The sequence below is a fragment of the Pseudoxanthomonas koreensis genome (assembly GCF_041890415.1).
GTDB classification, from domain to species: domain Bacteria; phylum Pseudomonadota; class Gammaproteobacteria; order Xanthomonadales; family Xanthomonadaceae; genus Pseudoxanthomonas; species Pseudoxanthomonas koreensis_A.
The window spans coordinates 1,205,169-1,231,552 of record NZ_CP169056.1 but is presented as its reverse complement, the minus strand read 5'-3'; the positions used below and the strand labels follow the sequence as shown (position 1 = coordinate 1,231,552).

Below are 26,384 nucleotides of genomic sequence, written 5' to 3'. Positions count from 1 at the left end.
CGCTCCTTCTCGATCACGGTGACGCCAACGTCAGTGCGACCAGCCCAGGCTGAAGCCCAGGGTGGTGTCGGCGGACATGCCCTTCGGCGTGTCCAGCGCGGTGCCGATGAATCCATCCCAGTACATGCCGCGCCAGCCGCCGCGCAGGCCCAGCGCGGTACCGGCCAGGTGCCGGCCCGGCAGCCCATGCGCCGACCTGCCACCGACCCAGCCGCCATCGAGGGCCAGGTACATCTCCATGCCGCGGCCGCAGGCCATGCCCAGCTCGTTGCGCAACAGCCAGCCCCGATCGCCCGTCAACGCGACCTCGCCATCGAAGCCGCGCACGGTGTAGCGGCCGCCGACCGAGAAGCGGTCCTGCGGCACCAGCGGCGTGCGGTTCCACTGGGTCCGCATGGCGCCGGTGTAGCGCAGGCGCCGGTCGCCAGCCTGGAACGGAATGCTGACCTGCGCATCGGCCAGGACCACGCGCCCACGCGAGGTGCCCTCGCCGAACAGTTCCTCCGGTGCGGCCAGTGCGGCGAACGCTCCGGTTCCCTGGCGCCAGGCCAGGCTCGCATCGAGCGTGGCCGTGCCCAGGAACTGGCGATGGGTCAGGCCCAGTTCCCAGCCGGCCATGCGCCGGCGCTGGACTTCCACCTCGACATCGTCGATGAAGTTGCTGGACGAGCGCCGCCAGCCCCGCGCGTAGGCACCGGTCTTGCTGCTGGCATTCCGGCGCAGCAGGCGCGAGATCCGCAGCTCGGAATTGCGGCTGGCACCGCGGTACATGTAGGTCTGGAAAGCACCGGGCACCGTCTGCCCGTACTCGTAACCGCCGGCGGTGATGCCGAACAGCCAGTAGCCGTACGGCACGTCGTAGTGCGCGGTCCAGTTCGAGGTTTCCTTGCCGTGGCCATTGAACACGCCACGCCCCAGGCTGACGTAGAACAGGTCGTTGAGCCGCAATCCATTGTCCAGCGACAGGGTCGCACCGGCCTGCAGCCTGCCGGTGGCCTGGCTGCCGGCATCGTCCAGCGACAGATGGGTACGCACACGCCGCCGTGGCGCCCAGTCGATCAGCAGGTCGCTCACGCCGGGACCTGCCTGGGCATCCTCCCCGGGCACGATGCGCACGTCTGCCGCCACTCCAGGCACGCGCTGGAAGTTCTCGAGCGACTGCTCGATGTCGCGCAGGTTGAGCAGGTTGCCCGGGCGTGCCGCGACCGCATTGCGAACCCCGGCGCGTGGTGCGCCGTCGCCGTCCAGGCGCACCGAGCCGACGCGCCCGGCGACCACGGTCAGGGTGAGGGTTCCGGACTTGAGATCCTGCGGCGCGGCCAGTACCCGGGTGGTGACGAAGCCGCGGGCGATGATCGCGTTCTGCACGCGACGCATCACGATGCCGACCCCTTCGGTGCCCAGGCAGCGCCCCGTGGCCGGATCGTCGGCCGGATCGGCCGCGTGCAACGCCCATGCGAACCGGTCCGCGCCCTCGCCGTCCAGGACGATGCGCTGGATCGGGAAACAGGGGGCTTCGTCTGCAGGCAGGCGCACCGTGGCCTCGGCCTGCCGCCCCAGGCGCACATCGGCGCGCGCCTCCTCGCGTTCGCGCAGTGCACGCTCGCGCTGCTGCTGGCGCAACGCTTCCTGGCTGGCCAGGTCCGGCTCCTGGGCCAGGGCCGGGACAGCCGCGGTGCACAGCATGAGGAACGCCAACCAGCATCCATCCCGCAGGCGCGCCCGCGCCATCGCACGTCCATGTTGCATTGGTTCTGTCCTTGAATGCCCCTGACGTTCCGGCCATCGGACCGGAACCACTCACAGCCGTGGAGCGTGCCACTGATCCGCTACCAGCGCCCGGCAGCAAATCGCCAGCGGACCGGGCGCTCCCCCGCCAACGCCAAGCCGGGGCGTGTGCGGAACCTGGCCTCCCATCCCCCGGTGCCGGAATCCGCGTGCCGCTCGACCCGGCCAAGGGTGAAGTTACCGGATCAAACGCGGCACGGCATCAGAAAACCCTGATTGTGGTTCGGAATACCAGCATCCATTCCGGAGGGCGGCGGCGGCGCGGGGAGCCAGGAAGGAGGCCGCGGTCGCCGGCAAAACCGGCTCCTACAAATCCCGGTCCTGGCGGCAACAAAAAACCCGCAGGCCTGCGCCTGCGGGTTTTTCCGGATCTGGAGCGGGAAACGAGACTCGAACTCGCGACCTCAACCTTGGCAAGGTTGCGCTCTACCAACTGAGCTATTCCCGCGTGGAGATGCGCATTTTAGATGTTCGGCGAGGACTGTCAACCAGTCCGGCGAACTTTTCTGCCCCCGCGGGCGGAGGTCACTGCCCGCTCCTGCGCGCTCAGCGCAGGCCAGGCGGCGTGCAGGTACTGGATGCCCGACCACAGGGTCAGCAGCGCGGCCCCTGCCAGCAGCCAGTCGCCCAGGTGGAACAGCACCTCGCCCATCCAGATGTCGGCACCCGGCCGCGACGGCAACACACCGTCGGCGATCCGCCGGGGGTTGATCGAGTACAGCAGGCACGCCACCGCCACCATCTGCGCGGTGGTCTTGACCTTGCCGATGACGGCCACCTTGACCGTGGCACGCTGGCCCAGTTCGGCCATCCATTCGCGCAATGCCGACACCGCGATCTCGCGGCCCACGATCACCGCCGCCCAGAACGCCATCCACGGCGTCGGGTGCCCCTGCACGATCAGGAACAGGGCCACGGCCACCATCAGCTTGTCGGCCACCGGGTCCAGGAACGCGCCGAAGGCGGAGTGCTGCCGGTAGCGGCGTGCCACCCAGCCATCCAGCCAGTCGGTCAGGGCCGCCAGGATGAACACGCCTGCAGCGGCAAAATTCGTCCAGCGATAGGGCAGGTAGAACACCAGCACCAGTACCGGAATCATCACGATCCGCAGCAGGGTCAGCCATGTGGGGATGGTCAACTTCATCGGTTCTGCGGATCGGTCGGCCCGGGGGGAACGAGTCCGTGCAGGGTAGCGTAGATGCGCGCGGCAAGTGCGGCGTTGATGCCTTCCACCCGTGCAATCTCCTCCTCGCCGGCGGCCTTGAGCCCGGCCAGGCCGCCGAAATGACGCAGCAACGCGCCACGCCGGCGCGGGCCGATGCCGGGGATGTCCTCCAGCCTGCTGGTGGTGCGCGCCTTCTGCCGGCGCCCGCGGTGGCCGGTGATGGCAAACCGGTGCGCTTCATCCCGCACTTGCTGGATGAACTGCAGCCCCAGTGACGCCGGACCGGGACGCACCTGGCGGCCGTCGGCCATGACCAGGGTTTCCTCGCCGGGGCGACGTGCCTCACCCTTGGATACGCCAACCAGCAGCACGCCTTCCACGCCCAGGTCGGCCAGCGCCTCGCGTGCTTGCGCAAGCTGGCCCGCGCCGCCGTCGATCAGCAGCACGTCCGGCAGCACCGCATTGGCCGCCTGCCCTGCAGCCTCGGCTTCCAGCGCGCGACGGAAACGCCGCTCCACGGCCTGGCGCATGGCCGCGTAATCGTCGCCCGGGTCGACCCCGGTGATGTTGTAGCGGCGGTACTGGTTGCGGACCGGGCCGGCCGGGTCGAACACCACGCAGGACGCGACCGTGGCCTCCCCCAGTGTGTGGCTGATGTCGAAGCACTCGATCCGCGCCGGCGGTTCGGCCAGGCCCAGCAGTTCACGCAGCGATTCGCTGCGGGCCTGCTGCGCGCCGCGGCTGCCCAGTTCCGTGGCCAGCGCGATCTGCGCGTTGCGCCGGGCCAGGTCCAGGTAGCCGGCGCGTTCGCCGCGGACGCTGGATTTCAGCGCGATCTTGCGCCCGGCCGCCTCGGCCAGGGCCAGCTCGATCAGGTCCGCATCCGGAATCGCACGGTCCAGCACGATCTCGGCCGGTGCCGGCTGCTCGGCGTAGTACTGCGACACGAACGCGCCCAGCACTTCCTCGGCGCTCTCCTCGCCATTGGTGCGCGGGAAGAACGCACGGGTGCCGAGGTTGCGGCCGTCGCGGAACGCCAGCAGCAGCACGCAGGCGGTGCTGCCCTGCATGGCACACGCCAGCACGTCGAGGTTGGCCGCGTGGCCGTCCACGTACTGGCGCGCCTGCACCCCGCGCAGGGTGGCCAGCAGGTCGCGCAGGCGCGCGGCCTGCTCGAACTCCAGCGCGGCACTGGCCGCTTCCATCGCCGCGGCCAGCTCTTCGCCCAGTTCGTCGCTGCGCCCTTCCAGGAACATGCTGGCGCGGCGCACCGACGCGGCGTACTCGGCGGCGTCCACCAGCTCCACGCACGGCGCGCTGCAGCGCCCGATCTGGTATTGCAGGCATGGGCGGCTGCGGTTGCGGAACACGCTGTCCTCGCAGCTGCGCAGGCGGAACAGCTTGAACATCAGGTCCATCGTCTCGCGCACCGCGCCAGCGCTGGCATACGGGCCGAAATAGCGCCCCGGCACCGAGCGCGGGCCACGGTGGAACGCCAGCCGCGGCCAGGCTTCCTGGGTCAGCAGGACGTAGGGATAACTCTTGTCGTCGCGCAGGGCGACGTTGTAGCGCGGCGCCAGCGACTTGATCAGCTGGTTTTCCAGCAGCAGCGCCTCGGCCTCGGTGCGGGTGACCGTGACCTCCATGCGCGCGATCTGCGCCACCATGGCGTGCGTGCGTGCGGTCTTGGGCGCGCTGTTGAAGTAGCTGGCCACGCGCCGCTTCAGCGCGCCGGCCTTGCCCACGTACAGCAGGCCGCCATCGGCCGCGTACATGCGGTAGACGCCCGGCGCGGTACTCAGTTGCGCGGCGAATGCCTTGCCATCGAATTGCGGCACCGCCCCCACCGTCATTCGCCGATGGTCACATCGCTCAGTTCGCCGCTGGCGATGTCGTAGCGCAGGATGCCGTGGGCATCGGTCTCGGCGATCCACACCGCACCGGCCGCCACCGACAGCCCGGTGGGCCCGTGCAGGCGCCGCGGCAGGTTCACGGTTGCCAGGTCGCCGCCACCCAGGCGCAGGGTGCGCAGGCTGCCGTTGCCGCTGTCGGCGATCCACAGCAGCGGTGCGTCGGCACTCAGGGCGATGCCCTGCGGGTGCTGCAGGCGGGCACTGGCGCGCGGGCCGTCGGCATCGCCGTGGTCCCACAGACCCTGCCCCACCAGGGTCTGCACAAGGTCGCTGCGCAGTTGCAGCGAGCGCACCGCCGAGCCCAGCGCGTCGCACACGTACAACTGCTGCTGCACGGCGGCCAGGGCACAGGGCTGGGCGAAGGCGGCCATGCTGCGGGCGTTGCCATCGCGCAGGTCCAGTTGCCCGGTGCCGGCGCGCAGGTGCAGCTCGCTGCGGCCCAGGTCGTAGCTCCAGATGCGGTTGTCGCCGGCGCAGGCCACGTACACCTGGTTGCCGGCCACCGCCAGGCCCAGCGGGCGGTTCAGCGGGCTCTTGTCGGACGTGGCCCCCGGCACTTCCGCCGGATCGCCGGCGCGGCCGTTGCCGCACAGCGTGTCGACCACGCGGGTGCCCAGGTGGATCCGGCGCAGCGCGTGGTTGCCGGTGTCGGCCACGTACAGGTACTCGCGCTCCAGGGCTAGGCCCTGCGGGCGCTGGAACGCGGCCTGGCCGTCCGGGCCATCGATGAAATCGGCCGTGCCCAGCCCGTACTGGTGCAGGACGCGCCCGGCGTGATTGCACTCGAGAATGCGGTGATGGCCGCTGTCGGCCACGTACAGGCGATCGGGCGTTGCCACCACCGCCGAGGGAAAGCGCAACGCCAGGCGCGGTTCCGGATGGGTTTCGGCCACCGGGCCGTCGTCATCCTGCGGTGGCGGCAGGTCTTCGCACAGGGTGGTGAGCGCACGCTCCAGTTCGCCACCCAGGCCGACGATGCGCTCGCGCTCGCAGCCATCGGCGTCGATCAGCAGCACCGTGGGCCACGATTCGATGCCGTAGCGCTGCCAGGCCACCCAGTCCGCGTCCAGCAGCACCGGGAATGTAAGCCCCAGCCGGCGCAGCAGCTTGAGCGAGCGCTGCGGCTGGCGCTCGCTGTCGAAGCGCGGCACCTGGACCACCAGCACCTGCACCCTGCCCGGGTTGCGTGCCTGCCACAGCGCCAGCTCGGCCAGGCGCTGCGCGCACCAGGCCGAAGCGGCGTTCACGAAGGCCAGCGCGACAGGCCGCCCCCGCAACTCGTGGAGCTGCGCCTGGGACGCGTTCAGCCAGTTCAGGCCGGCGGGCAATTCCTGCAGGGTGGCGGTACTCATGGGTCCGATTATGCCGGAGCGCGGGACGGCTGCAGCAACCGGGTGACCGCGGCCTGCGCGGCGGCATCGACCAGGCCCCAGACGTGCTCGAAATCCTCCTGCCCGCCGTAGTACGGATCGGGCACCTCGGTCACGTCGCCGCCGGCGGTTCCGGTCCACTCCAGCAGCAGCGCCGCGCGCCCGGCCAGGCCGTCGGGTGCCAGCCGGCGCACGTTGTGCAGGTTGTCGGCGTCGGCGCACAGCAGCCAGTCGAAATCATGGAAATCCTGGCCACGCAGCTGGCGCGCGCGCAGGCCGCCGATATCCACCCCGTGGCGGCCGGCGCAGGCGATCGCGCGCCGGTCCGGCGGCTGCCCGGCGTGCCAGCCCCCGGTGCCGGCCGAGTCCACCTGCACCCTGCCCGCCAGCGGCGAGGCCTCGATCCGTGCGCGCAATGCGCCTTCGGCCATGGGCGAGCGGCAGATGTTGCCCAGGCACACCACCAGCAGGCGCGTCACCGTGCTCATGCCCGGGCTCCGTCCAGTCGGGCCTGCGCCCGGGCCAGGTCCTGCGGGGTATCGACCCCGGGCGGGAACGGCTCCGGGGCCAGAGCCACGGCGATGCGGTAGCCCGCCTCCAGCGCGCGCAGCTGCTCCAGCGATTCCACCTGTTCCAGGCGCCCGGGCGGCATCTGCGCAAACCGGCGCAGGAAGCCGGCGCGGAACGCATAGATGCCGATGTGCCGCAGCCAGTGCCCGCCCGCCGGCAGCACGCTGCGGTCACCGGCAAAGGCATCGCGAGGCCACGGCAGCGGTGCACGGCTGAAGTACAGCGCATCGCCGGAGGCGGCCCGCACCAGCTTGACCGCATTGGGATCGAACAGGGTTTCCACCTCGGTCACCGGCTCGGCCAGGGTCGCCATGTCCGCACCGCTGTCGGCCAGCAGGCGTGCAACCTCGCGGATGCCGCTGGCCGGGGCGAAGGGCTCGTCGCCCTGCAGGTTCACCACGATGGTGTCGGCGCTCCAGCCGGCAATGCCGGCGCACTCGGCCAGGCGGTCGGTGCCGGAGGCGTGGCCGGGCGAGGTCATCGCCACCTGCACGCCTTCGATCCCGGCCAGTGCCGCGGCGACGCGGGCATCATCGGTCGCCAGCCATACCTCGCGGGCGCCGGCGGCCAGCGCACGCCGGGCCACGTGCAGCACCAGCGGCTCGCCACCCAGTGGCTGCAACGGCTTGTCCGGCAGGCGGCTGGACGCCAGGCGCGCGGGGATGGCGACGACGAAATCCGGTGACGAGGGCATGTGGTGTGCTCCTGGAACAGGCGGCCATTGTAGGAGCCGGCCTCGCCGGCGACCGCGATGGCGAAAAACCCCTGGGTGAAACCGGATGCCAGCGATCCGTCCGCCTCCACGGTGGCCGGCAAGGCCGGCTCCTGCAAGGAGGGTCAGCCGGGGCGCCCGATCCGGTCCAGCAGGGCCACCCAGAACGCGGCCGGCAGCTCGGCATCCACCGGTACCGCATAGCAGCGCTCGTCGGCGAAGGCCGTGCACTTGACTGCATCCTTCTCGGTCATGAGCACCGGCAGATGGCTTCCGAAATCCAGGTCGGCGGCGGAATAGGCGTGGTGGTCGGAGAAGGCGTGTGGCACCACGCCCATACCCATGGCGCGCAGTGCGTCGAAGAACCGCTGCGGATTGCCGATGCCCGCCACCGCGTGCACCCGCTGGCCGGCAAACGTCGACAACGGCCGCGGGCGACCGCCGACCAGCGGCACTGCATTGCGCGAGCGCAGGCTCATGGGCCATTCGCCGAAGCCGGTGGCCGTGCCGTTGCGCGCACCGGGATCCAGCCCCGTGCCATTGCCCGCTGCCTGGGGCCGGCCCCCATCAGTCTGGGCGAGCGCGCCACCATGGAAGTCGATACCGGACGTGGCCCCAGCTTCGCCCGCCGCATGGCCGGCGGCGGCCTCTTGCGGGGCCGGCGGCGCCACGGCCTCCAGATGCCCCAGGTTGATCACCCGGAAATCACAGCCACGGCCGCGTGCCGCCGGCTCACGCAGCGGGCCTGCCGGCAGCATGCGGCCGTTGCCGTAACGACGCGCGCCATCGATCACCTCGATCTCGATGTCGCGGCCCAGGCGATAGTGCTGCAGCCCGTCATCGCAGACCACGATGTCGCAACCGGCCTGGACCAGTGCGCGGGCGGCGGCAACCCGGTCGCGGTCCACCCGCACCGGCACTGCCAGCCGGTGGGCGATCAGCACCGGCTCATCGCCACCATCGGCCGGCAGGGTGTCGCTGGTGATCCAGCGCGGGGTGCCGGCGTCGCGCCGCCCGTAGCCACGGCTGGCGACTCCCGGACGCCAGCCGGCCGCCAGCAGTTGTTCGGTAAGCGCCAGCACCATCGGGGTCTTGCCGGCACCGCCTGCCGCCAGGTTGCCAACCACCACCACGGGTGCATCCACCCGATGGGTGCGCAACCAGCCGCGGCGATACAGCCGGCGCCGCAACGCCACCACGCCGCTGTAGACAGGGGTGAGCGCGCGCATCAGCCAGGGCACTGAAGCCTCGCCGAACCACCAGGCGGGCGTCTTCGGGGCAGCCTTGCTCATGGCTTTGCGGTCCACTCCATCGCGCTCATCCAAGCGCACGCTCGCGGAACTGCATGCCGTGCAGGCGTGCGTACAGGCCGTCTGCCGCCAGCAACTGGGCATGGGTGCCGTGCTCGACCAGGCGACCGTGGTCCAGCACCAGCACCTGGTCGGCATGCTCGATGGTGGACAGGCGATGGGCGATGACCAGGGTGGTGCGATCGGGCATCAGCCGTTGCAATGCGTCCTGCACCAGCCGCTCCGATTCGTTGTCCAGCGCGGCGGTGGCCTCGTCCAGAATGAGGATCGGCGCGTCGCGCAGGATCGCGCGGGCGATGGCCAGGCGCTGGCGCTGGCCGCCGGACAGCAGCGCGCCATTCTCGCCAATGGGCGTATCCAGGCCCTGCGGCAGGCGCTCGATGAATTCCCAGGCGTTGGCGGCCTCGGCCGCGGCGCGGATCGCCGCGCGGTCCATCGGCGCGCCGTAGGCGATGTTGGCCTCCACGGTGTCGTCGAACAGCATCACCTTCTGCCCCACCAGGGCGATCTGCCGGCGCAGGTCGGCGATGCGGTATTCATCCAGGTCCACCCCGTCCAGGGTGACGCGGCCGCTGCTGGGTTCGTAGAAGCGCGGCACCAGCCGCACCAGGCTGGTCTTGCCGCTGCCGGAACGACCAACGATGGCAGTGACCGTGCCCGGCCGCGCACTGAAGCTGATGTCCTCCAGGGCGAACCCGGCCTGGTCGCGATAGCGCAGGCTCACCTGCTCGAACGCCAGCTCACCGCGGGCGCGGGTGATGCTGCGCGTACCGGTATCGGGCTCTTCCTCGCTGTCGATGATCTGGAACAGGCGTTCGGCCGCCGACACCCCGCGCGCCACCGCCGTCTGCACGCTGGTCAAGCGGCGCAGCGAGGGGATGATCGCCATCATCGCCGTCATCAGCATCACGAAGTCGCCAGCATCCAGCCGGCCCTGCAGCGCTTCGCGCGCGGCCACCCAGACGATGGCGGCCAACGCCAGTGCGGCCAGCAGCTGGACCATGGCCGAGGCACCGGCACGGGTGCTCTCGACCTTCATGTTCAGGCCGAGGATGCGGTTGGCCAGGCTGGCGTAGCGGCCGGTTTCCAGTGCCTGCGCGCCGTGTATCTTGACGTCCTGCTGCGCCGCCAGCGATTGCTCGGCGCTGGCGGCCATGCGCCCCATCCCGTCCTGGATGCCGCCGCTGATGCGCCGGTAGCGCTTGCCCACGTACCACACGATCACGCCGATCAGCGGAGTGATCAGCAGCATCGCCAGGGTCACCTTCACGCTGGCCCACAGCATCAGCCCAAGCAGGCCGATGATGGTCAGGCTGTCGGTGACCAGGGTCTTGAGCGCTTCGGAACTGGCCTGGGTGACCTGCTCGGTGTCGAAGTTGAGGCGGCTGACCATGACCGGGGTGGATTCGACGTCGAAGTGCGCCGAAGGCAGCCGCAGGTACTTGGCCAGGGTCTGCTCGCGCAGGTCGCGCACCACGCTGCGCCCGGTGCGGGCCATGCCGTAGTCGGTGACGAAGGTGGCCAGGCTGCGCAACACGAACAGGGCGACGATGGCCAGCGGCAGCAGCACCGCGTCCTCGGCCGTGGGCCGCACGAAATTGTTGGTCAGCGGCTTCATCAGGCGCACGAAGCTGGCGCCGGCGATTGCCTCGACCGTCATCCCCACCAGCGCGGCAACCAGGAACACCCAGTACGCGCGGCTGTATCCCAGCAGGCGACGGTAGATCGGCCAGACCGGGGTGTGGGCCTTGCTCAAGGTGCCGGCTCCGCCGTTGCACCGGGCGCTTCGGGTGCAGTGGCGATGGCGATGCGGCGGAAACCCAGCTGCGCCAACGCGTCCTGCACGGTCACCACCGCCTGGTACGGCGTGCGCGCGTCGGCCCGCAGCATCACCGGCTGGTCGCGATCCTCGCCGGCGGCATCGGCAATGGCCTGCTTCACCGCCTCCACCCCGCTGTGCAGCACCTCGCGGTCACCGATGAAATAGCGGCCGTCGGCATTGACCAGGATATTGAGGGTGCGTGGCGGCGCGGGCTCCTGCGGGCTGGCCACCGGCAGTTGCAGTTGCAGGGTCGAGCGCACATCGAAGGTGGTGGTGATCACGAAGAAGATGATCAGCACCAGGATCACGTCGATCAGCGGGACCAGGTCGATGGCCGGCTCATCATGGGCACGATGGTCGCGGATGCGCATGCCGGCCTCAGTCGCTCGACGGCGCCGGTGCGGGCGCCGGCGACGCGGCTGCAGCGGCGCGCGCAGCCGCAAGCTGCGCCGGCACGGCGGTGCCGCGGGTTTCCAGCGCATCCAGCAACGCGGTGGCCTGCTCTTCCATCTCGATCACGTAGCCGGCGATGCGGCTGCGGAAGTAGCGATGGAAGATCAGCGCCGGCACCGCCACGATCATGCCGGTGGCGGTACACACCAGCGCCTTGCCGATGCCGCCGGCCAACTGGTTCACGTCGCCCAGGCCATGGTCGAGGATGCCGAGGAACATCTGGATCATACCCACCACCGTGCCCAGCAGGCCCAGCAGCGGCCCGGCCGAGGCAATGGTGCCCAGCGCGCTGAGGAAGCGTTCCATGCGGAACACCAGGTGGCGACCGGTGTCCTCCACGCGCTCGCGGATCAGCGGCCGCGGCCGGTGGCGCACATCCAGCGCCGCGGCCAGCAGCGTGCCCAGCGGCGAATTGCGGCGCAGCGACTCGATATGCGCCGGGTCCAGCTCGCCACGCGTGGCCCAGTTGCGCACTTCCTCACCCAGGCGCGGCGGCATCACCTCCACCCGGCGCAGGGTCCACAACCGTTCCAGGATGATCGCCAGCGCCACCAGGGCCAGCACGATCAGCGGCAACATCGGCCATCCACCAGCCTTGACCAGCTCCCACACCTGAACCACCTCCGGCCTCGCAGCCGCGTCCACGAACCGTAAGGATGACGGGAAACGCCCGCCGGACGCCAGCCCGGTGGCCGGATCGGGGCCATATGCGCGCTTGTGCAAGGCGCAAGAACATGCCCCGGCGTGGCTTTCACGCCAATACGCGGCAAGAGGACGCGTGCAAGGTCCCTACGGCAGATCGCCAGGCGGCGGCCGCTGCCGCTCCCAGAGCCGTGCCTTCCACGGCCTGCGTTCGCGCACGGCCAGGCCGTCCCGGTCCAGCCAGACCCGGATCGCGCCCGAGCGCGGCGTGGCCAGCACTTCGGCACCGTGACGCTGCCAGCGGCGCACCACGTCCACCCGCGGATGGCCGAAGCGGTTGCCGTCACCGGCCGCCACCAGCGCCAGGCGCGCGCCGGTGGCGGCGACGAACCCGGCCGAGGACGAGCCTCCGCTGCCGTGGTGGGGCACGACCACCACCTCGGCACGCAACGCGGCCGGGTCACGCAGCAGGCGCTGCTCGATCACCTCGCCGATGTCACCCGGCAGCAGCACCGTGCCATGCGCCGAGGCGATCCGCAGGACGCAGCTGGCCTCATTGCGCAGGTAGGGGAAATGCTCGGTCGGATGCAGGAAGCCGAACTCCACGCCATCCCAGTTCCACGCCTGCCCGGCCAGGCACAGTGCGTCCGCCGACAGCGGTGCGCCATCCGGCGCCAGCGCAAGGTCGACCGGCACGCCCTGGCGCACCGCCGGCCAGCCACCGGCGTGGTCCTGGTCGGCGTGGCTGATCACCACCCGGTCCAGGTGGCTTATGCCAAGCGCTCGCAGCGCCGGCAGCACTGCCCGCTCACCGGCATCGTAGCCATCGCGCACCGCGGGGCCGGCGTCGTACAGCAACGCATGATGCGCCGTGCGCACGACCACCGACAGGCCTTGCCCGACATCCAGCACATGCAGTTCCACGCCGCCGGGCGGCGGCAGCTCGCGTGGCGGATGCAGCAGCGGCAGCCACAGCAGCACGGCCAGGGCCCGGCCCGGGAGCCCGCGCGGCAACAGCAGCCAGAGCGCACCCAGCAGCGCCAGCGGCAAGGCAGTGGCGCGCGCCTCCGGCAGCCACCACAGCGCAAACCGGCTTGACCCCATGCGCTCGAACAGCGCCCAGCTTGGATCAAAGCACGCCGCCGCCAGCCTCCACAGTCCTTCGCCGGCACCGGCATGCACCGCCTCCAGCGCCGTGCCCAGCAACGACAGCGGCACCACCACCAGGCTCCACCACGGGATTGCCAGCAGGTTGGCCAGCGGCCCGGCCAGCGAGGCCTGGTGGAACAGCACCGCACCCAGCGGCAGCAGGCCCACCGTGGCCACGCCCTGCGCCGACAGGAACTCGCGCAACCAGCGCCGCGAGCCACCCTGCGTCGGCAAGCACCACACCAGCCAGGCCACCCCGGCAAAACTGAGCCAGAACCCCGCCTGCAGTGCGGACAGCGGATCGACCAGCAGGATGACCAGCAACGCCAGCGCCAGTGCCTGCCACATGCCCAGCGGCCGCCGCAGCAACCGCGCCGCGGCCACCACGGCAATCATCAGCAGGGTGCGCACCGTGGGCAACGCGAAACCGGCCACCGCCGCATAGCCGGCCGCCCCGAGCACCGCCGCCACTGCAGCGGCCTGTGGTCGCGGCCAGCGCCGGCCCAGTGCCGGCACGCACCACCACGCCGCCATCGCCAGCCACGCACAGAACCCGGCGACCAGGCCGACATGGAACCCCGAGATCGCGATCAGGTGGGTCAGCCCCACCGCGCGCAAGGTGTGCCAATCGGCATCGGACAACGCGCGGGTATCGCCCAGCGCCAGCGCCCGCACGAAACGCGACGAGGATGACCCCACCGCTGCCTCGATCCGGTCTGCCACGCGCCCGCGCCAGGCATCGATGCCGGCGGCCGGCGCCAGTTCGCGTGCCTGCTCCGGTACCCGCACGTAGCCGGTGGCCGCGATCCCCTGCGCCAGCGCGTGGCGTCCGGCATCGAAACCACCCGGGTTGGCTAGCCCGCGCGGCGCACGCAGCCGTGCCTGCAACTGCCAGTGCGCGCCGGGGCGCAAGGTCATCCGCGGGCCGGGTTCGGTGGCGCCATAGTCGTCGTACCACGACAGCTGCAGCAGGCGCCCGCGCAGTGGCGCCGGAGCCTGCTCACCCACACGGAACAGGAACCGGGTCCGGCGCACGTCGTGATCGGGCAGCCCGACGATCCGCCCCGCCATGCGGGCCTCGCGCCCCTCCCATCCCACCGGCAACTGCTCGGCCAGCGCCCAGCCGGCCTGCAGCCCGGCCCAGCCGAACCCCAGCAGCAGTGCACCGGCCACCCGGCCGCGCCAGGGCCAGGCCCAGGCCACCAGGCCCGCCACCACGCACAGCCATCGCAGCAGGGGCGGCACCAACGCCGGCAGGAACAGGCAACCGACCACGCCCGCCAACAGCGCGGCGGCACAGGCCAGCCCCTGCGCGGGCAGGGGCGACGCCTGCCCGGGAGGGCTTGCCGGCGGTGGCACCGCCGGGAGCGTGGCCGTGGCGTTCATGACCCCACCTGCGCCACGTCACTGCAACAGGCGGATGGCGCTGCTGCCTGGCCTGCATGTCGCGGCATGGCGCGTCCTTGCGCTTGGAATGCCTTCAGGCTACGCAGCAGGCGCGGCGGCTCTATCGGCCAAGCTGCTGGGCGAATGTAGGAATTCCCTGCGCGGCGCGGCCGTCACCACCAGCGGTGCTAGGCTTCCCTTCCGCTGCCCGTGCGGCGGCCCACCATGGCCTGAGCCAGGAGCCCATGAGCGATTCTCCCTTCGCCGTGATCGAAAGCCGCTGGTGGGACAGCGGCAACCACAGCGTGCGCCCGATCTTCGAGGCGGTCTCGGCGATCCACTTCGGCAACCCCAGCGCATTCTTCTACGACATGTTCTCGGAGAAGACCTCGCTGGCGGCGACCCTGCAGGCGCGCGCCACCGACACGCGCACCGAGGTGGTGTACCTGGCCAGCCATGGCGACGAGAACCACGTCGGCCCCAATGCCGCCAACGCGGTCAGCCGCACCGGGCTGCGCAACTGCTTCTTCAAGTCCAACCGCGAGGGCCAGATCAAGGGGCTGTTCCTGGGCACCTGCCTGACCGGCAACATCGAGGTGGCGCGCTTCTTCCTGGAGTCGCGGCGCACCAACCTGGACTGGCTGGCTGGCTACCGCAAGGGCGTGGACTGGGTGGATGGCACCGCCATCGACATGATCTTCTTCTCCAAGCTGGCCGAGCAGTACCGCAAGAACCGCGGCCGCGGCAAGCGCAAATACTCCGCGCGCTCGATGGCGCACAAGGCCGCCAGCGAACTGCTGGCCATCGTGCCCGGCGCGTTTTCCACCTATGGCTTCAACATCTACTTCCACGAGAACGGCAAGCTCACCAGCATGTTCACCTGAGGCACCCCGATGCCACGGCTGGCACCCAGGACACGATGGATGAAGGCGGCCTTCGGCCTGCTGATGGCCAGCCTGCTGGCTGGTTGCGCAGGCACCGCGGCCAGCGTGCGCACCGCAAACCAGCTCTGGCACGCAGACGTTTTCCGCTATGAACTGGTGGGCGACGGCATGCCCCAGCAGGCACGCGCCACCCTGGATTCGCGCCTGACCCAGCGCATGTGGCGCCGCCTGAGTCCCCATGCCCGGGCCACCGTCACGATCCGGGTCACCCGCTACCAGATGCGCCAGCGCGCCGCCCGGGTACTGGCCGGCGTGATGGCCGGCACCGACCGGATCGTGAGCGAGGTGACGATCACCGATGCGGCCGGCAACGTGCTTGGCAGCAGCGAGGTGGAATCGACCAATCCGACCGCCCTGCATGGCGAGGACTGGCTGATCCAGTCGCACGCCGACGCGATCGCCGAGTTCGTGCAGTCCGGCCCGGGCGGGCGGTGAGCCCTGGCCTCGGGGCCTGGAGGGACAGGCACGAAGAAGGTTCATTTCCAAGTAACGGGATGGGACGCGGCCTCGCCTCCGGGAGGGACCATCCGGCCATTGCGCGAGCGGTGCTGCAGGAGGCTTGTTCTCGGCAGCAGGCATCGCACCACACCGTGTCACGCTCATCGGCCGCCGCATGCAGGAGCCGGCCTTGCCGGCGACCGCGGCAGTGCATGACGCACGCGCCTGCCTCACGTGACGCGGTGCTGGGCGATCCCTGGCAATGGCGCAAGCCTGTGGCCGGTCGCCGGCAAGACCGGCTCCTACAAAAGGCGTCCAGCCGCCAGCCCGGCAAAGAAAAGGCCGGAACCCTGCGTGGGTTCCGGCCTTCGCCGTACCGTCGCGAGACGGCGTATTGGTGGAGGTGGGCGGAGTCGAACCGCCGTCCGAAGGTACTCCATCTCCGGCACTACATGCTTAGCTCGCCGTTGGGTCTCGTTCCGTGGCAGCACGGCGTGCGAAGCGCGCCCCGGAACCAGCCTGCTTTATTTTGGACATCGGCTGACAGGCAGCCACCGATGGCGATCCCGTGATAATGACCCTACATCCACGAGCACGAGAACAAGTGGGTTCGGGGCTACGCCTTAAGCGGCGAGAGCGTAGTTGTCGTCGTTGGCAACTATGAGTTTTGCCGCTGGATTAACGAGGAAAGCTGCCCCCTCGGCATGCGCCAGTCGATTTCGCAACCCCCGTCGAAACCAGGACACCCCCGGAAACTTCGGGCGAAGCATCTCGCCAGACGAAATCAGTGTAGGGACGTCCTGCCCCCGCCACAAGGCGCGCGACAGGATGTCGCAAGCGGCCGTTCATGCGCCGGGCGCGGCCCTGTGCGGGCGGCCCGCATCCTGCATCCAGGCGCGCATGTACTCCGGGATGAGCGGGATGACGCTGCCGCCGGCCTGGTCACAGGCCGGCGGCGGCCGGCATCACTCGGTCACGCCCTCGCCTTCCTCGACGGCCTTGATCGACAGGCGGATGCGGCCCTGCTTGTCGACTTCCAGCACCTTGACCTTGACCACGTCGCCTTCCTTGAGCGCGTCGCTGACCTTCTCGACACGGTCGTTGGAGATCTGCGACACGTGGACCAGGCCGTCCTTGCCCGGCAGGATCGTCACGAACGCACCGAAGTCCATGATCTTGGCGACCTTGCCCTCGTAGATCCGGCCCGGCTCGACGTCGGAGGTGATCTGCTCGATGCGCGCCTTGGCGGCCTGGCCGGCTGCACCGTTGACCGAGGCGATGGTGATGGTGCCATCGTCCTGGATGTCGATCTGGGTGCCGGTTTCCTTGGTGATGGCCTGGATCACCGAACCACCCTTGCCGATCACTTCGCGGATCTTGTCGGGGTGGATCTTGATGGTGATCAGGCGCGGCGCGAACTCGCTCAGCTCCTGGCGCGGCGTGGACATCGCACCGGCCATCTCGCCGAGGATGTGCAGGCGGCCAGCCTTGGCCTGGGACAGCGCCTGCTTCATGATCTCTTCGGTGATGCCCTCGATCTTGATGTCCATCTGCAGGGCAGTCACGCCACCGGCGGTACCGGCCACCTTGAAGTCCATGTCGCCGAGGTGATCCTCGTCGCCCAGGATGTCGGACAGGACGACGAAATCGTCACCCTCCTTCACCAGGCCCATGGCGATACCGGCCACCGGCGCCTTGATCGGCACGCCGGCATCCATCAGCGCCAGCGAGCTGCCGCACACCGAAGCCATCGACGAGGAACCGTTGGACTCGGTGATCTCCGAGACCACGCGGATCGTGTACGGGAAGGCTTCCATGGTCGGCATCACCGCCAGCACGCCGCGCTTGGCCAGGCGGCCGTGGCCGATCTCGCGACGCTTCGGGCCCATCATGCGGCCGGCTTCGCCCACCGAGTACGGGGGGAAGTTGTAGTGGAACAGGAAGTGGTCCTTGTACTCGCCGGAGACCGCATCGATGACCTGGCCATCGCGCGCGGTGCCCAGGGTGACGGCGACGATCGCCTGGGTCTCGCCGCGGGTGAACAGCGAGGAACCATGGACGCGCGGCAGCACGCTGACCTGCGAGTTGATCGGGCGCACCTGGTCCAGCGCACGGCCGTCGATGCGCACCTTGGTCTTGAGGACCGAGTTGCGCATGGTCTGGTATTCCTGCTCGCTGAACTCCTTGGACAGCTCGCCGGCGTTCCAGGCCTTGCTTTCGGCTTCCGGCGCCAGGGCTGCCAGGACGGCCTTCTTCAGGCTGGAGATCGCATCGCGGCGCTCGAGCTTGTCACGCACCTGGAAGGCACCGGCCAGGCTCTCGCCAACGGCGTTGCGCAGGGCCGCGACCAGGCCTTCATTCTTGGCCGGCGGCTGCCAGTCCCACTTGGGCCTGCCGGCTTCGGCGACCAGCTCGTTGATGACCGCGATGACCTTCTGCATCTCGCGGTGTCCGAACATCACCGCACCCAGCATCACGTCCTCGGACAGCTCGGCCGCCTCGGATTCCACCATCAGCACGGCGTTGGAAGTACCGGCGACGACCAGCTCCAGCTTGGAGTTCTTCAGCTCGCTGACGGTCGGGTTCAGCACGTACTCGCCGTTGATGTAGCCGACCTTGGCCGCACCGATCGGGCCGTTGAACGGGGCGCCGGTCAGGGCGACGGCGGCCGAGGCACCGATCAGCGCCGGGATGTCGCCGTCGATTTCCGGGTTCAGCGACATCACCGTGGCGATGACCTGCACTTCGTTGCGGAATTCTTCCGGGAACAGCGGGCGCAACGGGCGGTCGATCAGGCGCGAGATCAGCGTCTCCTTCTCGGTGGCACGGCCTTCACGCTTGAAGAAGCCACCGGGGATGCGGCCACCGGCGTAGAACTTCTCCTGGTAGTCGACCGTCAGCGGGAAGAAGTCCTGGCCTTCACGGGCCGACTTCGCTGCAACGGCCGAGACCAGCAGCACGGTGTCATCGAACTTGACGATGACGGCACCGCCGGCCTGGCGGGCGATCTCGCCGGTTTCCAGGGTCACCTGGTGCTTGCCGTACTGGAAGGTTTTGCTGATTTTTGCCACGTCGGTTCCTTGGGGTGATTCGCTTGATTGACCGGTCGCGGCCCTTGCCGCCACCGGGTGGCCGGAGACTCCGGCCCTTGGCGTACATCGCGCTGCGCGCGGTGTCGCAGCGGGGCCTGCAGCCTTCAGGCGCCCGAAACGCAAACCGCGGCGCATTTCTGCGCCGCGGCGGGGTGATGCATCAGCGACGCAGGCCGAGCTTTTCGATCAGGCTCTTGTAGCGCTCGTTGTCCTTGCGCTTGAGATAGTCGAGCAGGCTGCGACGCTGGTTGACCAGCTGCAGCAGGCCACGGCGGCTGTGGTGGTCCTTCTTGTGGGTCTTGAAGTGCTCGGTCAGCTGCACGATGCGCGCGGTGAGCAGGGCGACCTGGACTTCAGGCGAGCCGGTATCGTTGGTGCCGCGCTGGTTGTCGGCGATGATTTTCTGGGTATCAATGGACATGTGGGTTCTCTGGATGCGAGGCCGGCAGGAACGCGCTGGGCGCACCGCCTGACCCGCCGCTTGCGGATGGCCGCCATCCCGGACGGGACGCGGAAAAAATTGCCTGAAAAAGGCGCGCGAATTGTACCTCCCGGCATCTTTGCGGACAAGGCATCAGCCTGGTTGGCCGGATCCGGGCGGGCGGAAAAGCCGCTGCGGAGACAGGCGCCCGCCCTCGCCCACCCGGCCCAGCCCCAGCGCAACGCCCTGCGGGCCGAACACCCCGGCAGGGTCGGCCACCGGCCACGGCCCGCGCAGGCGCTGGCCCAGGACGAAGCGCGCGGCCTCGTCCGCGCCCAGTTCGACCCGGGCAAACCCCGCCAGGCCAGCGTGCAGGGGCAGCAGGCAGGCATCCAGCGCGGCCTCGCCGCCCGACCCGGCCAGTGCCTGCAAGGCCTCCAGGCTCCACATCCGCGGCTGCCGGAACGGCTCGACCCACAGTCGGCGCAGTGTCCCGATGTGCGCCCCGCACCCCAGCACCTCGCCCAGGTCACGGGCCAGGCTGCGGATGTAGGTGCCCGACCCGCAACGCACCCGCACGCGCAGCCGGCTGGCGTCGTGGTCGAGCAACTCGAAGGCGTGGACGCTCACCTCGCGCACCGGCGCTTCGATCACCTCACCGCGCCGCGCACGCGCATACAACGGCTCGCCGCCCTGCTTGAGCGCCGAGTACACCGGCGCGCGCTGCTGCAGCACACCGGTGAACGTGCCCAGCGCGGCCTCGAGCGATGCCCGCTCCAGGGCCGGCACCGGGCGCCGGCGCAGCACCTGGCCGTCGGCGTCGTCGGTGTCGGTGGTGGCGCCCAGCATGATGTCGGCCTCGTAGGCCTTGTCCGCGCCGAGCAGCAGGCCGGCCAGCTTGGTGGCTTCGCCGAAGCACAACGGCAGCAGGCCGGTAGCCAATGGATCCAGGCTGCCGGTGTGGCCGCCCTTCGCGGCGCGGAACAGGCGCCGTGCGGACTGCAGCGCGGCGTTGGAGCTCATGCCCGCCGGCTTGTCCAGGAGGAGGATTCCGTCGATATCGCGGAACTTGATGCGCGCTGGTGTCGTCATCGTGACATTGTGGCCGGTGCTTGACCCACATCAAACTCCATCGGCCCATCACCCTCCACCCTGATGGGTGCCCGCCGCGCGGGCGCAGTCCTCGCCAACGCCAGGAGCCATTCCATGATCCGTCCCTTCCTGCTCACCCTCGCCCTGCTCGCGCCCGCGGCAACCATGGCCGCCGAACCTGCCGCGCCGGCCGCCGATTACATGCCCAGCCTGATCACCGACACCCCGCTGCAAGGCCGGCAGCTGGCAATCACCATGGTGCGCAAGACCATCGGTAGCATCCAGCGCGATGATGCCGCCAAGAAGCGGGTGCGGGAAAAGTATGCCGAGGACCCGGAGCTGCTGATGCACGCCGCCGAGCTGGTTGCCATCGAGTTCCGCACCATCGCCGAGGCCAATGATTACTGGCGCGCGCGCGCGCCGGCCGGCAAGGAAGACGCCACGCGCTGACGTTGCTGGCGCCGCTCAGGTGGCGCTGGTGCCGCCTTCGCCTTCGTCGTCCGCTTCGCCCACATCGAGGTCGCGCAGCAGGCTGTCGATGCGCTCGCCGTGGTCCACCGAATCGTCGTAGTGGAAGTGCAGCTCGGGCACGTGCCGCAACTTCATCCGGCGGCCCAGCTCCATGCGGATGTCCCAGGCCAGTTCCTTCAACGCCTTCATCGCCTCGCGCGAGCGCTCCTGCATCAACGCGGTGACAAACACCTTGGCGTGGGCCAGGTCGCGGGTGACTTCCACGTCGGACACGCTGACCGATGGAAGCCCGTGCTCGCGCACGGCCTCGTGAACCAGCGTACCCAGCTCGCGGCGCAGCTGCGCCGATACACGGTCGGTACGATGAAAGGACTTGCTGGACATGACGGACTCCTTGACGGCCGGCGCCGTGGCCGGTGCACTCTGGACGTTAACCCGGGCACCGTGACGACGCAGCGGGCCGGCCGTGAAACGACAGGACGGCCGCGCGGGCCGTCCTGTCACCCCACTCCACCGGCAATCCGCCGGCGGCCTTGATTACAGCGTGCGCTGCACTTCGATGCGCTCGAAGCACTCGATCTGGTCGCCCGGCTTGACGTCGTTGTACTCCTTCACGCCAATGCCGCACTCGGTGCCGTTGCGCACTTCCTCCACGTTTTCCTTGAAGCGGCGCAGCGATTCCAGCTCGCCCTCGTAGATGACCGTGTTGTCGCGCAGCACGCGGATCGGCTTGTTGCGCTTGACCACGCCCTCCACGACCATGCAGCCGGCCACGGCGCCGAACTTGGAGCTGCGGAACACGTCGCGGACCTCGGCGATGCCGATGATCTCCTCGCGGATCTCCACGCCCAGCAAGCCAGACGCGACCTGCTTCACCTGGTCGATGACGTCGTAGATGATCGAGAAGTAGCGCAGGTCCACGCCGTTGGTCTCGATGATCTTGCGTGCCGATGCATCGGCACGGACGTTGAAGCCGATCATCGTGGCCTTGGTGGTTGCGGCGATGTTCGCATCCGACTCGGTGATGCCGCCCACGCCGGAGCTGATCACGTTGATCCGGATCTGGTCGTTGGACAGTGCGGTCAAGGACTGCTTGAGCGCCTCCACCGAGCCCTGCACATCGGCCTTGACCAGCAGGTTGAGGACCAGCTGGCCCTCGCCCTTGCCCAGCTGCGACATGATGTCTTCCATGCGGCTGCCCGCGCTCTGCACCAGGCGCGATTCGCGGCGCCTGGCATCGCGCTGCTGGGCCACGTCCTTGGCCAGGCGCTCGTCCTTGACCACGACGAAATCGTCGCCGGCATCGGGCACGCCGGACAGGCCCAGGACCTGCACCGGAATGGACGGGCCTGCCGAGGCGGGCTGGCCGCCGGTCTCGTCGAACAGCGCGCGCACGCGGCCGTACTGCACGCCGCACACCAGGTAGTCGCCCTTCCTGAGCTGGCCCTGCTGGACCAGGACGGTGGCCACCGGGCCGCGGCCCTTGTCCAGCGCGGACTCGATCACCACGCCGCTGGCGTTGCCGTCCGGCACCGCGTTCAGTTCCAGCACTTCGGCCTGCAGCGAGATTGCGTCCAGCAGGTCGTCCACGCCGTCGCCGGTCTTGGCCGACAGTTCCACCATCTGGGTGTCGCCGCCGAAGTCCTCGGCCACCACCTGCTCGGCCAGCAGCTCGTTCTTGACCCGCATCGGGTCCGCGGAGGACTTGTCGATCTTGTTGATCGCCACGATCAGCGGCACGCCGGCCGCCTTGGCGTGCTGGATCGCCTCCTTGGTCTGCGGCATCACGCCATCGTCGGCCGCCACCACCAGGACCACGATGTCGGTCAGCTTGGCGCCACGCGCGCGCATCGAGGTGAAGGCCGCATGGCCTGGCGTATCCAGGAAGCTGATGACGCCCTTTGGCGTCTCCACGTGGTACGCACCGATGTGCTGGGTAATGCCGCCGGCCTCGCCGGTGGCCACCTTGGTGCGGCGGATGTAATCGAGCAGCGAGGTCTTGCCGTGGTCGACGTGGCCCATGATGGTGACCACCGGCGGACGCGCGGTCTGTTCGCCCTGCGCCTGCTCCACGTGCGCCAGCAGCTCCACTTCGGCGTCGTCGCTGTCGGCGCGCACGGCCTTGTGCCCCAGTTCCTCGACCACCAGCACCGCGGTGTCGTGGTCGATGGTCTGGGTGATGGTGGCCATCACGCCCATCTTGAACATCGCCTTGACCACGTCGCTGCCCTTGAGCGCGAGCTTCTGCGCCAGGTCGGCCACGGTGATCGAGTCGCCGAGCGCGACTTCGCGCACCACCGGCGCAGTCGGACGCTCGAAGCCACCGACGCCGCCGCTGGCTCCGGCACGGCTTTCCTGGCGCCGCGGCTTGGCGCGGCTGCCCGGACGGGCGCTGGAACGGCGCGCGCGGTCGGCGGCCGACAGGTGCAGCTGGCCGGCAAAGCGGCTGGCCGACTCGTCGTCCTCGATGCCTGCCACCATCGCGTGCGAGCCACGGGTCTTGTGCTTGTGGCCGCGCGTGTCGTCGGTGCGGTGCGGCGGCGCGGCAGGACGCGGCGTGCGCGGCGCCGCATCGGCGGCCTGCGGACGTGCGGCCGGGGCCTTCTGGGTCTCCACCTCGGCCTCGGCCTGGCGTTGCTCCTCGGCGGCGCGCAGCGCCTGCTCCTCTTCCTGCTTCTTGCGCTCCGCTTCCTCGGCGCGCGCGCGGTCGGCCTCGGCCAGGCGCTGCTGCTCGGCGAGGTTGCGCTGGCGCGATTCCTCCAGCTTGCGCAGGACCTCGGCGTGCTCGTCGTCCACCGGGGTGATCGCGGTGGGCGCCTGCTGGGCTTCCGGCGCCTTGACGTAGGTGCGCTTCTGCCGGACCTCGACATTCACCGTGGTCTTGCTGCGGCCACCGCCGACGGTCAGCTCCTGGACCTTGCGCCGGGCCAGGGTGATCTTCTTCGGGGCGCTGACTTCCTCGGCCTGCGTGCTGGCCTTGCCATGGGTGCGGCGCAGGAAGCCGAGCAGCTTGATCTTCTCGGCGCTGGTGACGACCTGGTCGGGGCCGCTGAACTTCATGCCTGCCTCGGCAAGCTGTTCCAGCAGCTTCTCGACCGGCGTGTTGACCAGATCGGCGAGCTTGCGGATGGTGGTTTGCTGCGACATTCGGGTCCTATGCTCTGTTTGGCGCCCCCTCGCGCAGAGCAAGGGAAACGCGGATTCTAAGCCCTGTTCGGTGCAGGGTTCCGTTCATTGCCGGATCATTCGCCACGCTCCAGACGCGCGATTTCCTCGGCCCGGGCGGCCAGGATCAGTGCCGCGGCACGATCCTCGTCCAGGCCCTCGATGCCGAATTCCGCCACCTCGTCTGCCGCCAGCTCGGACAGGTCCTCGCTGGTGCGCACGCCATGGGCGGCCAGGGCGTGGGCGGTGTCCTCGTCCATCCCGTCCAGCGCGAGCAGGTCCTCGGCCGGCTGGCTGCTGTCCAGTTGCTCTTCCTCCACTGCCAGGGCGTCGTTGAGCAGCGCGTCGCGGGCGCGGGCACGCAGTTCCTCGACGATGTCCTCGTCGAAGCCCTCCACCGCCAGCAATTCGCCGACCGGCACGTAGGCGATCTCCTCGACCGTGCTGAAGCCCTCGGCCACCAGGATGCCGGCGATCTCCTCGTCCACTTCCAGCTTTTCCTGGAACAGCTGGCGGGCGACGGCCTGCTCGGCCTCGGACTTGGCCGCAACCTGGTCCTGGGTCATCACGTTGAGCTGCCAACCGGTCAGGCGGCTGGCCAGGCGCACGTTCTGGCCGCCCTTGCCGATCGCCTGGGCCAGGCGGTCCTCGGCCACGGCCAGGTCCATCGAGTGCTTTTCCTCGTCGACGATGATCGACTGCACCTCGGCCGGCGCCATCGCGTTGATGACGAAGCTGGCCGGGTTTTCGTTCCACAGCACGATGTCCACGCGCTCGCCGTTGAGCTCGTTGCTCACCGCCTGCACGCGCGAACCACGCATGCCGATGCACGCGCCGATCGGATCGGTGCGGGTGTCGTGGGCGATCACCGCGATCTTGGCGCGGTCGCCCGGGTCGCGGGCGCAGCCCTTGATCTCGACCAGGCCCTGGCCGACTTCCGGCACCTCGAGCTTGAACAGCTCGATCATGAACTCGGGCGCCGCCCGGCTGATGAACAGCTGCGGGCCACGCGGCTCGCTGCGCACTTCGTACAGGTAGCCGCGCACGCGGTCGCCGGTGCGCAGCACGTCGCGCGGGATGCCCTTGTCCTTGGAGATGAAGGCCTCGGCGTTGCCGCCCAGGTCCACGTAGATGTTGCCGCGCTCGGCACGCTTGACGATGCCGGTGACCAGCTCGCCCACCCGGTCGCTCCAGGCATCCACCACCTGCTGGCGCTCGGCTTCGCGCACGCGCTGCACGATCACCTGCTTGGCGGCCTGGGCGGCGATGCGGCCGAACTCGGGGTTCTCGATCTGCTCTTCGATGAAATCGCCCACGTCCACGCCATCGGCCTCGTCCACCGCATCCATCAGCCGGATCTGGCGGTCGGGCGATTCCATCACCACGTCGTCTGCCACCACTTCCCAGCGGCGGAAGGTTTCGTAACTGCCGTCCTTGCGATCGATCGCCACCCGGGCAGTGACGTCCTGGTCCAGGTAGCGCTTCTTGGCCGCCGAGGCCAACGCCGCCTCCAGTGCATCGAAGATCACTTCGCGCGGCACGCCTTTCTCGTTGGCGACCGCATCCACTACCAGCAGAAGTTCCTTGCTCATCTAAATTACTCCGCGTGCGGCTCGCCGGCCGCCGGCTTGTTGGAGGGATGCTTGTTGGCCTTGCCGGGCTTGCCCCGCGAAGGCGAATTCTTGGAGGGCGCCAGGCCCATGGCGTCCCAATCGGGAACCAGGCGCGCGCGCTCGATGTTGTCGGTGGCCACCACGAACTCGGTGCCGTCCAGGTCGAACGTCACCACCGCATCGTCGACCCGCAGGATCGTGCCCTGCAGGCGGCGCCGGCCGTCCTGCGGCAGCTTCAGTGCCACCTTGGCCTGCTGCCCGGCAAAGCGTGCGAAGTGCGATGGAGCAAACAGCGGCCGGTCCAGCCCCGGCGACGACACCTCCAGGGTGTAGTTGCCGGAAATCGGGTCGGCCACGTCCAGTTGCGCCGACACCTCGCGGCTGACCGCCTCGCAATCCTCGATGGTCACGGTACGGGAGGCTTCGCCGTCCGCGACCGGAACATCGATGTACAGGCGCACGGTCGCGCCGCCGGGAGCCGGCAGGTACTCCACGCCCAGCAACTCAAGGCCCAGCGACTCGACGGTCGGGCCAAGGAGTTGTGCGATTTCGCTGGTCTTCTCGCTCATTGAGGCGGTTGTACTCCAACGCGTGAAACCCGATGGCCGGGAATTTCCCGACCCCGGAAACGACAAGAGGCCCGTCCGGGCCTCTTGTCGATCGAGAGCCCTTCCGGGCCCTCATCCGATGGTGCTGGATCGGTGTGACGACGGGAACATGCGTCGTCACAAGCCCGAGCTGGAGATTCCGGAACCCCGGCGGACCGGGAAAAACGCAATCACCGAACTTGGTAGCGGGGGCAGGATTTGAACCTGCGACCTTCGGGTTATGAGCCCGACGAGCTGCCAGACTGCTCCACCCCGCAGCA

The 26,384-nt window shown here is 69.5% G+C and carries 20 protein-coding genes, 2 tRNA genes, 1 other RNA gene and 1 pseudogene; 3 read left to right on the top strand and 21 right to left on the bottom strand.

Translation table 11 applies throughout. The features are described 5' to 3' along the window. Positions 1-30 precede the first annotated feature (30 nt). The 12 genes and pseudogenes from ACEJ41_RS05685 to ACEJ41_RS05630 all read right to left on the bottom strand — a co-directional run bounded on the left by ACEJ41_RS05685 (position 31) and on the right by ACEJ41_RS05630 (position 14,280). Positions 31-1,686, bottom strand: coding sequence for a ShlB/FhaC/HecB family hemolysin secretion/activation protein (locus ACEJ41_RS05685; RefSeq protein ID WP_374014077.1), 1,656 nt, complete (start codon positions 1,684-1,686; stop codon positions 31-33). 474 nt (positions 1,687-2,160) lie between these two features. Next, a tRNA-Gly gene (locus tag ACEJ41_RS05680) sits at positions 2,161-2,236 on the bottom strand. A gap of 36 nt (positions 2,237-2,272) precedes the next feature. Then, complete coding sequence (pgsA, locus tag ACEJ41_RS05675) at positions 2,273-2,932, bottom strand: CDP-diacylglycerol--glycerol-3-phosphate 3-phosphatidyltransferase (protein ID WP_374013814.1); 660 nt, start codon at positions 2,930-2,932, stop codon at positions 2,273-2,275. Continuing rightward, positions 2,929-4,806 carry an excinuclease ABC subunit UvrC gene (gene uvrC, locus ACEJ41_RS05670; protein WP_374013813.1) on the bottom strand — a complete coding sequence of 626 codons (1,878 nt, stop codon included), beginning with the start codon at positions 4,804-4,806 and terminating at the stop codon, positions 2,929-2,931. The genes pgsA and uvrC overlap by 4 nt, the downstream gene beginning before the upstream one ends. Next, positions 4,803-6,218: a hypothetical protein gene (locus ACEJ41_RS05665; RefSeq protein ID WP_374014076.1), complete on the bottom strand. Its 1,416-nt coding sequence runs from the start codon at positions 6,216-6,218 to the stop codon at positions 4,803-4,805. The genes uvrC and ACEJ41_RS05665 overlap by 4 nt, the downstream gene beginning before the upstream one ends. Continuing rightward, positions 6,219-6,724, bottom strand: a pseudogene (locus tag ACEJ41_RS05660) (low molecular weight protein-tyrosine-phosphatase); the annotation flags it as partial. It lies immediately after the preceding gene. Next, a complete protein-coding gene (gene kdsB, locus ACEJ41_RS05655) occupies positions 6,721-7,500 on the bottom strand; it encodes a 3-deoxy-manno-octulosonate cytidylyltransferase (protein WP_374013812.1) in 780 nt (259 codons plus the stop codon). The gene kdsB and the pseudogene ACEJ41_RS05660, both read right to left, overlap by 4 nt. 143 nt (positions 7,501-7,643) lie before the next feature. After that, positions 7,644-8,810: a tetraacyldisaccharide 4'-kinase gene (gene lpxK, locus ACEJ41_RS05650; RefSeq protein ID WP_374013811.1), complete on the bottom strand. Its 1,167-nt coding sequence runs from the start codon at positions 8,808-8,810 to the stop codon at positions 7,644-7,646. Positions 8,811-8,835: 25 nt separating this feature from the next. After that, positions 8,836-10,584 (bottom strand): lipid A export permease/ATP-binding protein MsbA, encoded by a 1,749-nt coding sequence (gene msbA / locus ACEJ41_RS05645; RefSeq protein ID WP_374013810.1) that lies wholly within the window; start codon positions 10,582-10,584, stop codon positions 8,836-8,838. After that, the gene (locus ACEJ41_RS05640) at positions 10,581-11,021 is read right to left on the bottom strand and encodes an ExbD/TolR family protein (RefSeq protein ID WP_374013809.1); all 441 of its coding nucleotides are present in this window, start codon (positions 11,019-11,021) and stop codon (positions 10,581-10,583) included. Before ACEJ41_RS05640 ends, msbA begins: the two co-directional genes overlap by 4 nt. 7 nt (positions 11,022-11,028) lie before the next feature. Next, the gene (locus ACEJ41_RS05635) at positions 11,029-11,715 is read right to left on the bottom strand and encodes a MotA/TolQ/ExbB proton channel family protein (RefSeq protein WP_374013808.1); all 687 of its coding nucleotides are present in this window, start codon (positions 11,713-11,715) and stop codon (positions 11,029-11,031) included. A gap of 177 nt (positions 11,716-11,892) precedes the next feature. Continuing rightward, a complete protein-coding gene (locus ACEJ41_RS05630; protein ID WP_374013807.1) occupies positions 11,893-14,280 on the bottom strand; it encodes a DNA internalization-related competence protein ComEC/Rec2 in 2,388 nt (795 codons plus the stop codon). A 245-nt stretch (positions 14,281-14,525) separates the two neighbouring features. On the opposite strand from ACEJ41_RS05630, the gene ACEJ41_RS05625 reads away from it, so the two are divergent. Both ACEJ41_RS05625 and ACEJ41_RS05620 read left to right on the top strand, forming a co-directional pair. After that, positions 14,526-15,164 carry a hypothetical protein gene (locus ACEJ41_RS05625; protein ID WP_374013806.1) on the top strand — a complete coding sequence of 213 codons (639 nt, stop codon included), beginning with the start codon at positions 14,526-14,528 and terminating at the stop codon, positions 15,162-15,164. A 39-nt stretch (positions 15,165-15,203) separates the two neighbouring features. Beyond that, the gene (locus ACEJ41_RS05620; RefSeq protein WP_374013805.1) at positions 15,204-15,659 is read left to right on the top strand and encodes a DUF4410 domain-containing protein; all 456 of its coding nucleotides are present in this window, start codon (positions 15,204-15,206) and stop codon (positions 15,657-15,659) included. A 398-nt stretch (positions 15,660-16,057) separates the two neighbouring features. Here ACEJ41_RS05620 and ssrA read toward each other — a convergent pair. From ssrA to truB, 4 genes are all read right to left on the bottom strand, one after another. Further along, positions 16,058-16,412: a transfer-messenger RNA gene (gene ssrA, locus ACEJ41_RS05615) on the bottom strand. Positions 16,413-16,627: 215 nt separating this feature from the next. Beyond that, positions 16,628-18,733 (bottom strand): polyribonucleotide nucleotidyltransferase, encoded by a 2,106-nt coding sequence (pnp, locus tag ACEJ41_RS05610; RefSeq protein ID WP_374013804.1) that lies wholly within the window; start codon positions 18,731-18,733, stop codon positions 16,628-16,630. Positions 18,734-18,914: 181 nt separating this feature from the next. Continuing rightward, entirely contained in the window at positions 18,915-19,175 is a 261-nt protein-coding gene (rpsO, locus tag ACEJ41_RS05605) for a 30S ribosomal protein S15 (RefSeq protein WP_374013803.1), read from the bottom strand. Between the two features lie 153 nt (positions 19,176-19,328). Beyond that, positions 19,329-20,267, bottom strand: a complete 939-nt coding sequence (gene truB, locus ACEJ41_RS05600; RefSeq protein WP_374013802.1) for a tRNA pseudouridine(55) synthase TruB — start codon at positions 20,265-20,267, stop codon at positions 19,329-19,331. Positions 20,268-20,381: 114 nt separating this feature from the next. Here truB and ACEJ41_RS05595 point away from each other — a divergent pair, with 114 nt between their 5' ends. Next, entirely contained in the window at positions 20,382-20,717 is a 336-nt protein-coding gene (locus ACEJ41_RS05595; protein ID WP_374013801.1) for a hexameric tyrosine-coordinated heme protein, read from the top strand. A 15-nt stretch (positions 20,718-20,732) separates the two neighbouring features. On the opposite strand, the gene rbfA is transcribed toward ACEJ41_RS05595, so the two are convergent. The 5 genes from rbfA to ACEJ41_RS05570 all read right to left on the bottom strand — a co-directional run bounded on the left by rbfA (position 20,733) and on the right by ACEJ41_RS05570 (position 26,381). Then, on the bottom strand, positions 20,733-21,122 hold the full coding sequence (rbfA, locus tag ACEJ41_RS05590) for a 30S ribosome-binding factor RbfA (protein ID WP_374013800.1): 390 nt from the start codon (positions 21,120-21,122) through the stop codon (positions 20,733-20,735). A gap of 153 nt (positions 21,123-21,275) precedes the next feature. Beyond that, positions 21,276-23,885, bottom strand: a complete 2,610-nt coding sequence (gene infB / locus ACEJ41_RS05585) for a translation initiation factor IF-2 (protein ID WP_374013799.1) — start codon at positions 23,883-23,885, stop codon at positions 21,276-21,278. 95 nt (positions 23,886-23,980) lie between these two features. Then, positions 23,981-25,495, bottom strand: coding sequence for a transcription termination factor NusA (gene nusA, locus ACEJ41_RS05580; RefSeq protein ID WP_374013798.1), 1,515 nt, complete (start codon positions 25,493-25,495; stop codon positions 23,981-23,983). A 5-nt stretch (positions 25,496-25,500) separates the two neighbouring features. Then, positions 25,501-26,085 (bottom strand): ribosome maturation factor RimP, encoded by a 585-nt coding sequence (rimP, locus tag ACEJ41_RS05575; protein WP_374013797.1) that lies wholly within the window; start codon positions 26,083-26,085, stop codon positions 25,501-25,503. Between the two features lie 219 nt (positions 26,086-26,304). Beyond that, a tRNA-Met gene (locus ACEJ41_RS05570) sits at positions 26,305-26,381 on the bottom strand. Positions 26,382-26,384: the final 3 nt, after the last annotated feature.

Bases quoted from the DNA above. Each gene is read 5' to 3' on its own strand.
- ACEJ41_RS05685 (WP_374014077.1), bottom strand. From the start codon at position 1,686: ATGCTGTGCACCGCGGCTGTCCCGGCCCTGGCCCAGGAGCCGGACCTG.
- pgsA (WP_374013814.1), bottom strand. From the start codon at position 2,932: ATGAAGTTGACCATCCCCACATGGCTGACCCTGCTGCGGATCGTGATG.
- uvrC (WP_374013813.1), bottom strand. From the start codon at position 4,806: ATGACGGTGGGGGCGGTGCCGCAATTCGATGGCAAGGCATTCGCCGCG.
- ACEJ41_RS05665 (WP_374014076.1), bottom strand. From the start codon at position 6,218: ATGAGTACCGCCACCCTGCAGGAATTGCCCGCCGGCCTGAACTGGCTG.
- kdsB (WP_374013812.1), bottom strand. From the start codon at position 7,500: ATGCCCTCGTCACCGGATTTCGTCGTCGCCATCCCCGCGCGCCTGGCG.
- lpxK (WP_374013811.1), bottom strand. From the start codon at position 8,810: ATGAGCAAGGCTGCCCCGAAGACGCCCGCCTGGTGGTTCGGCGAGGCT.
- ACEJ41_RS05640 (WP_374013809.1), bottom strand. From the start codon at position 11,021: ATGCGCATCCGCGACCATCGTGCCCATGATGAGCCGGCCATCGACCTG.
- ACEJ41_RS05630 (WP_374013807.1), bottom strand. From the start codon at position 14,280: ATGAACGCCACGGCCACGCTCCCGGCGGTGCCACCGCCGGCAAGCCCT.
- ACEJ41_RS05625 (WP_374013806.1), top strand. From the start codon at position 14,526: ATGAGCGATTCTCCCTTCGCCGTGATCGAAAGCCGCTGGTGGGACAGC.
- ACEJ41_RS05620 (WP_374013805.1), top strand. From the start codon at position 15,204: ATGAAGGCGGCCTTCGGCCTGCTGATGGCCAGCCTGCTGGCTGGTTGC.
- rpsO (WP_374013803.1), bottom strand. From the start codon at position 19,175: ATGTCCATTGATACCCAGAAAATCATCGCCGACAACCAGCGCGGCACC.
- truB (WP_374013802.1), bottom strand. From the start codon at position 20,267: ATGACGACACCAGCGCGCATCAAGTTCCGCGATATCGACGGAATCCTC.
- ACEJ41_RS05595 (WP_374013801.1), top strand. From the start codon at position 20,382: ATGATCCGTCCCTTCCTGCTCACCCTCGCCCTGCTCGCGCCCGCGGCA.
- rbfA (WP_374013800.1), bottom strand. From the start codon at position 21,122: ATGTCCAGCAAGTCCTTTCATCGTACCGACCGTGTATCGGCGCAGCTG.
- infB (WP_374013799.1), bottom strand. From the start codon at position 23,885: ATGTCGCAGCAAACCACCATCCGCAAGCTCGCCGATCTGGTCAACACG.
- nusA (WP_374013798.1), bottom strand. From the start codon at position 25,495: ATGAGCAAGGAACTTCTGCTGGTAGTGGATGCGGTCGCCAACGAGAAA.
- rimP (WP_374013797.1), bottom strand. From the start codon at position 26,085: ATGAGCGAGAAGACCAGCGAAATCGCACAACTCCTTGGCCCGACCGTC.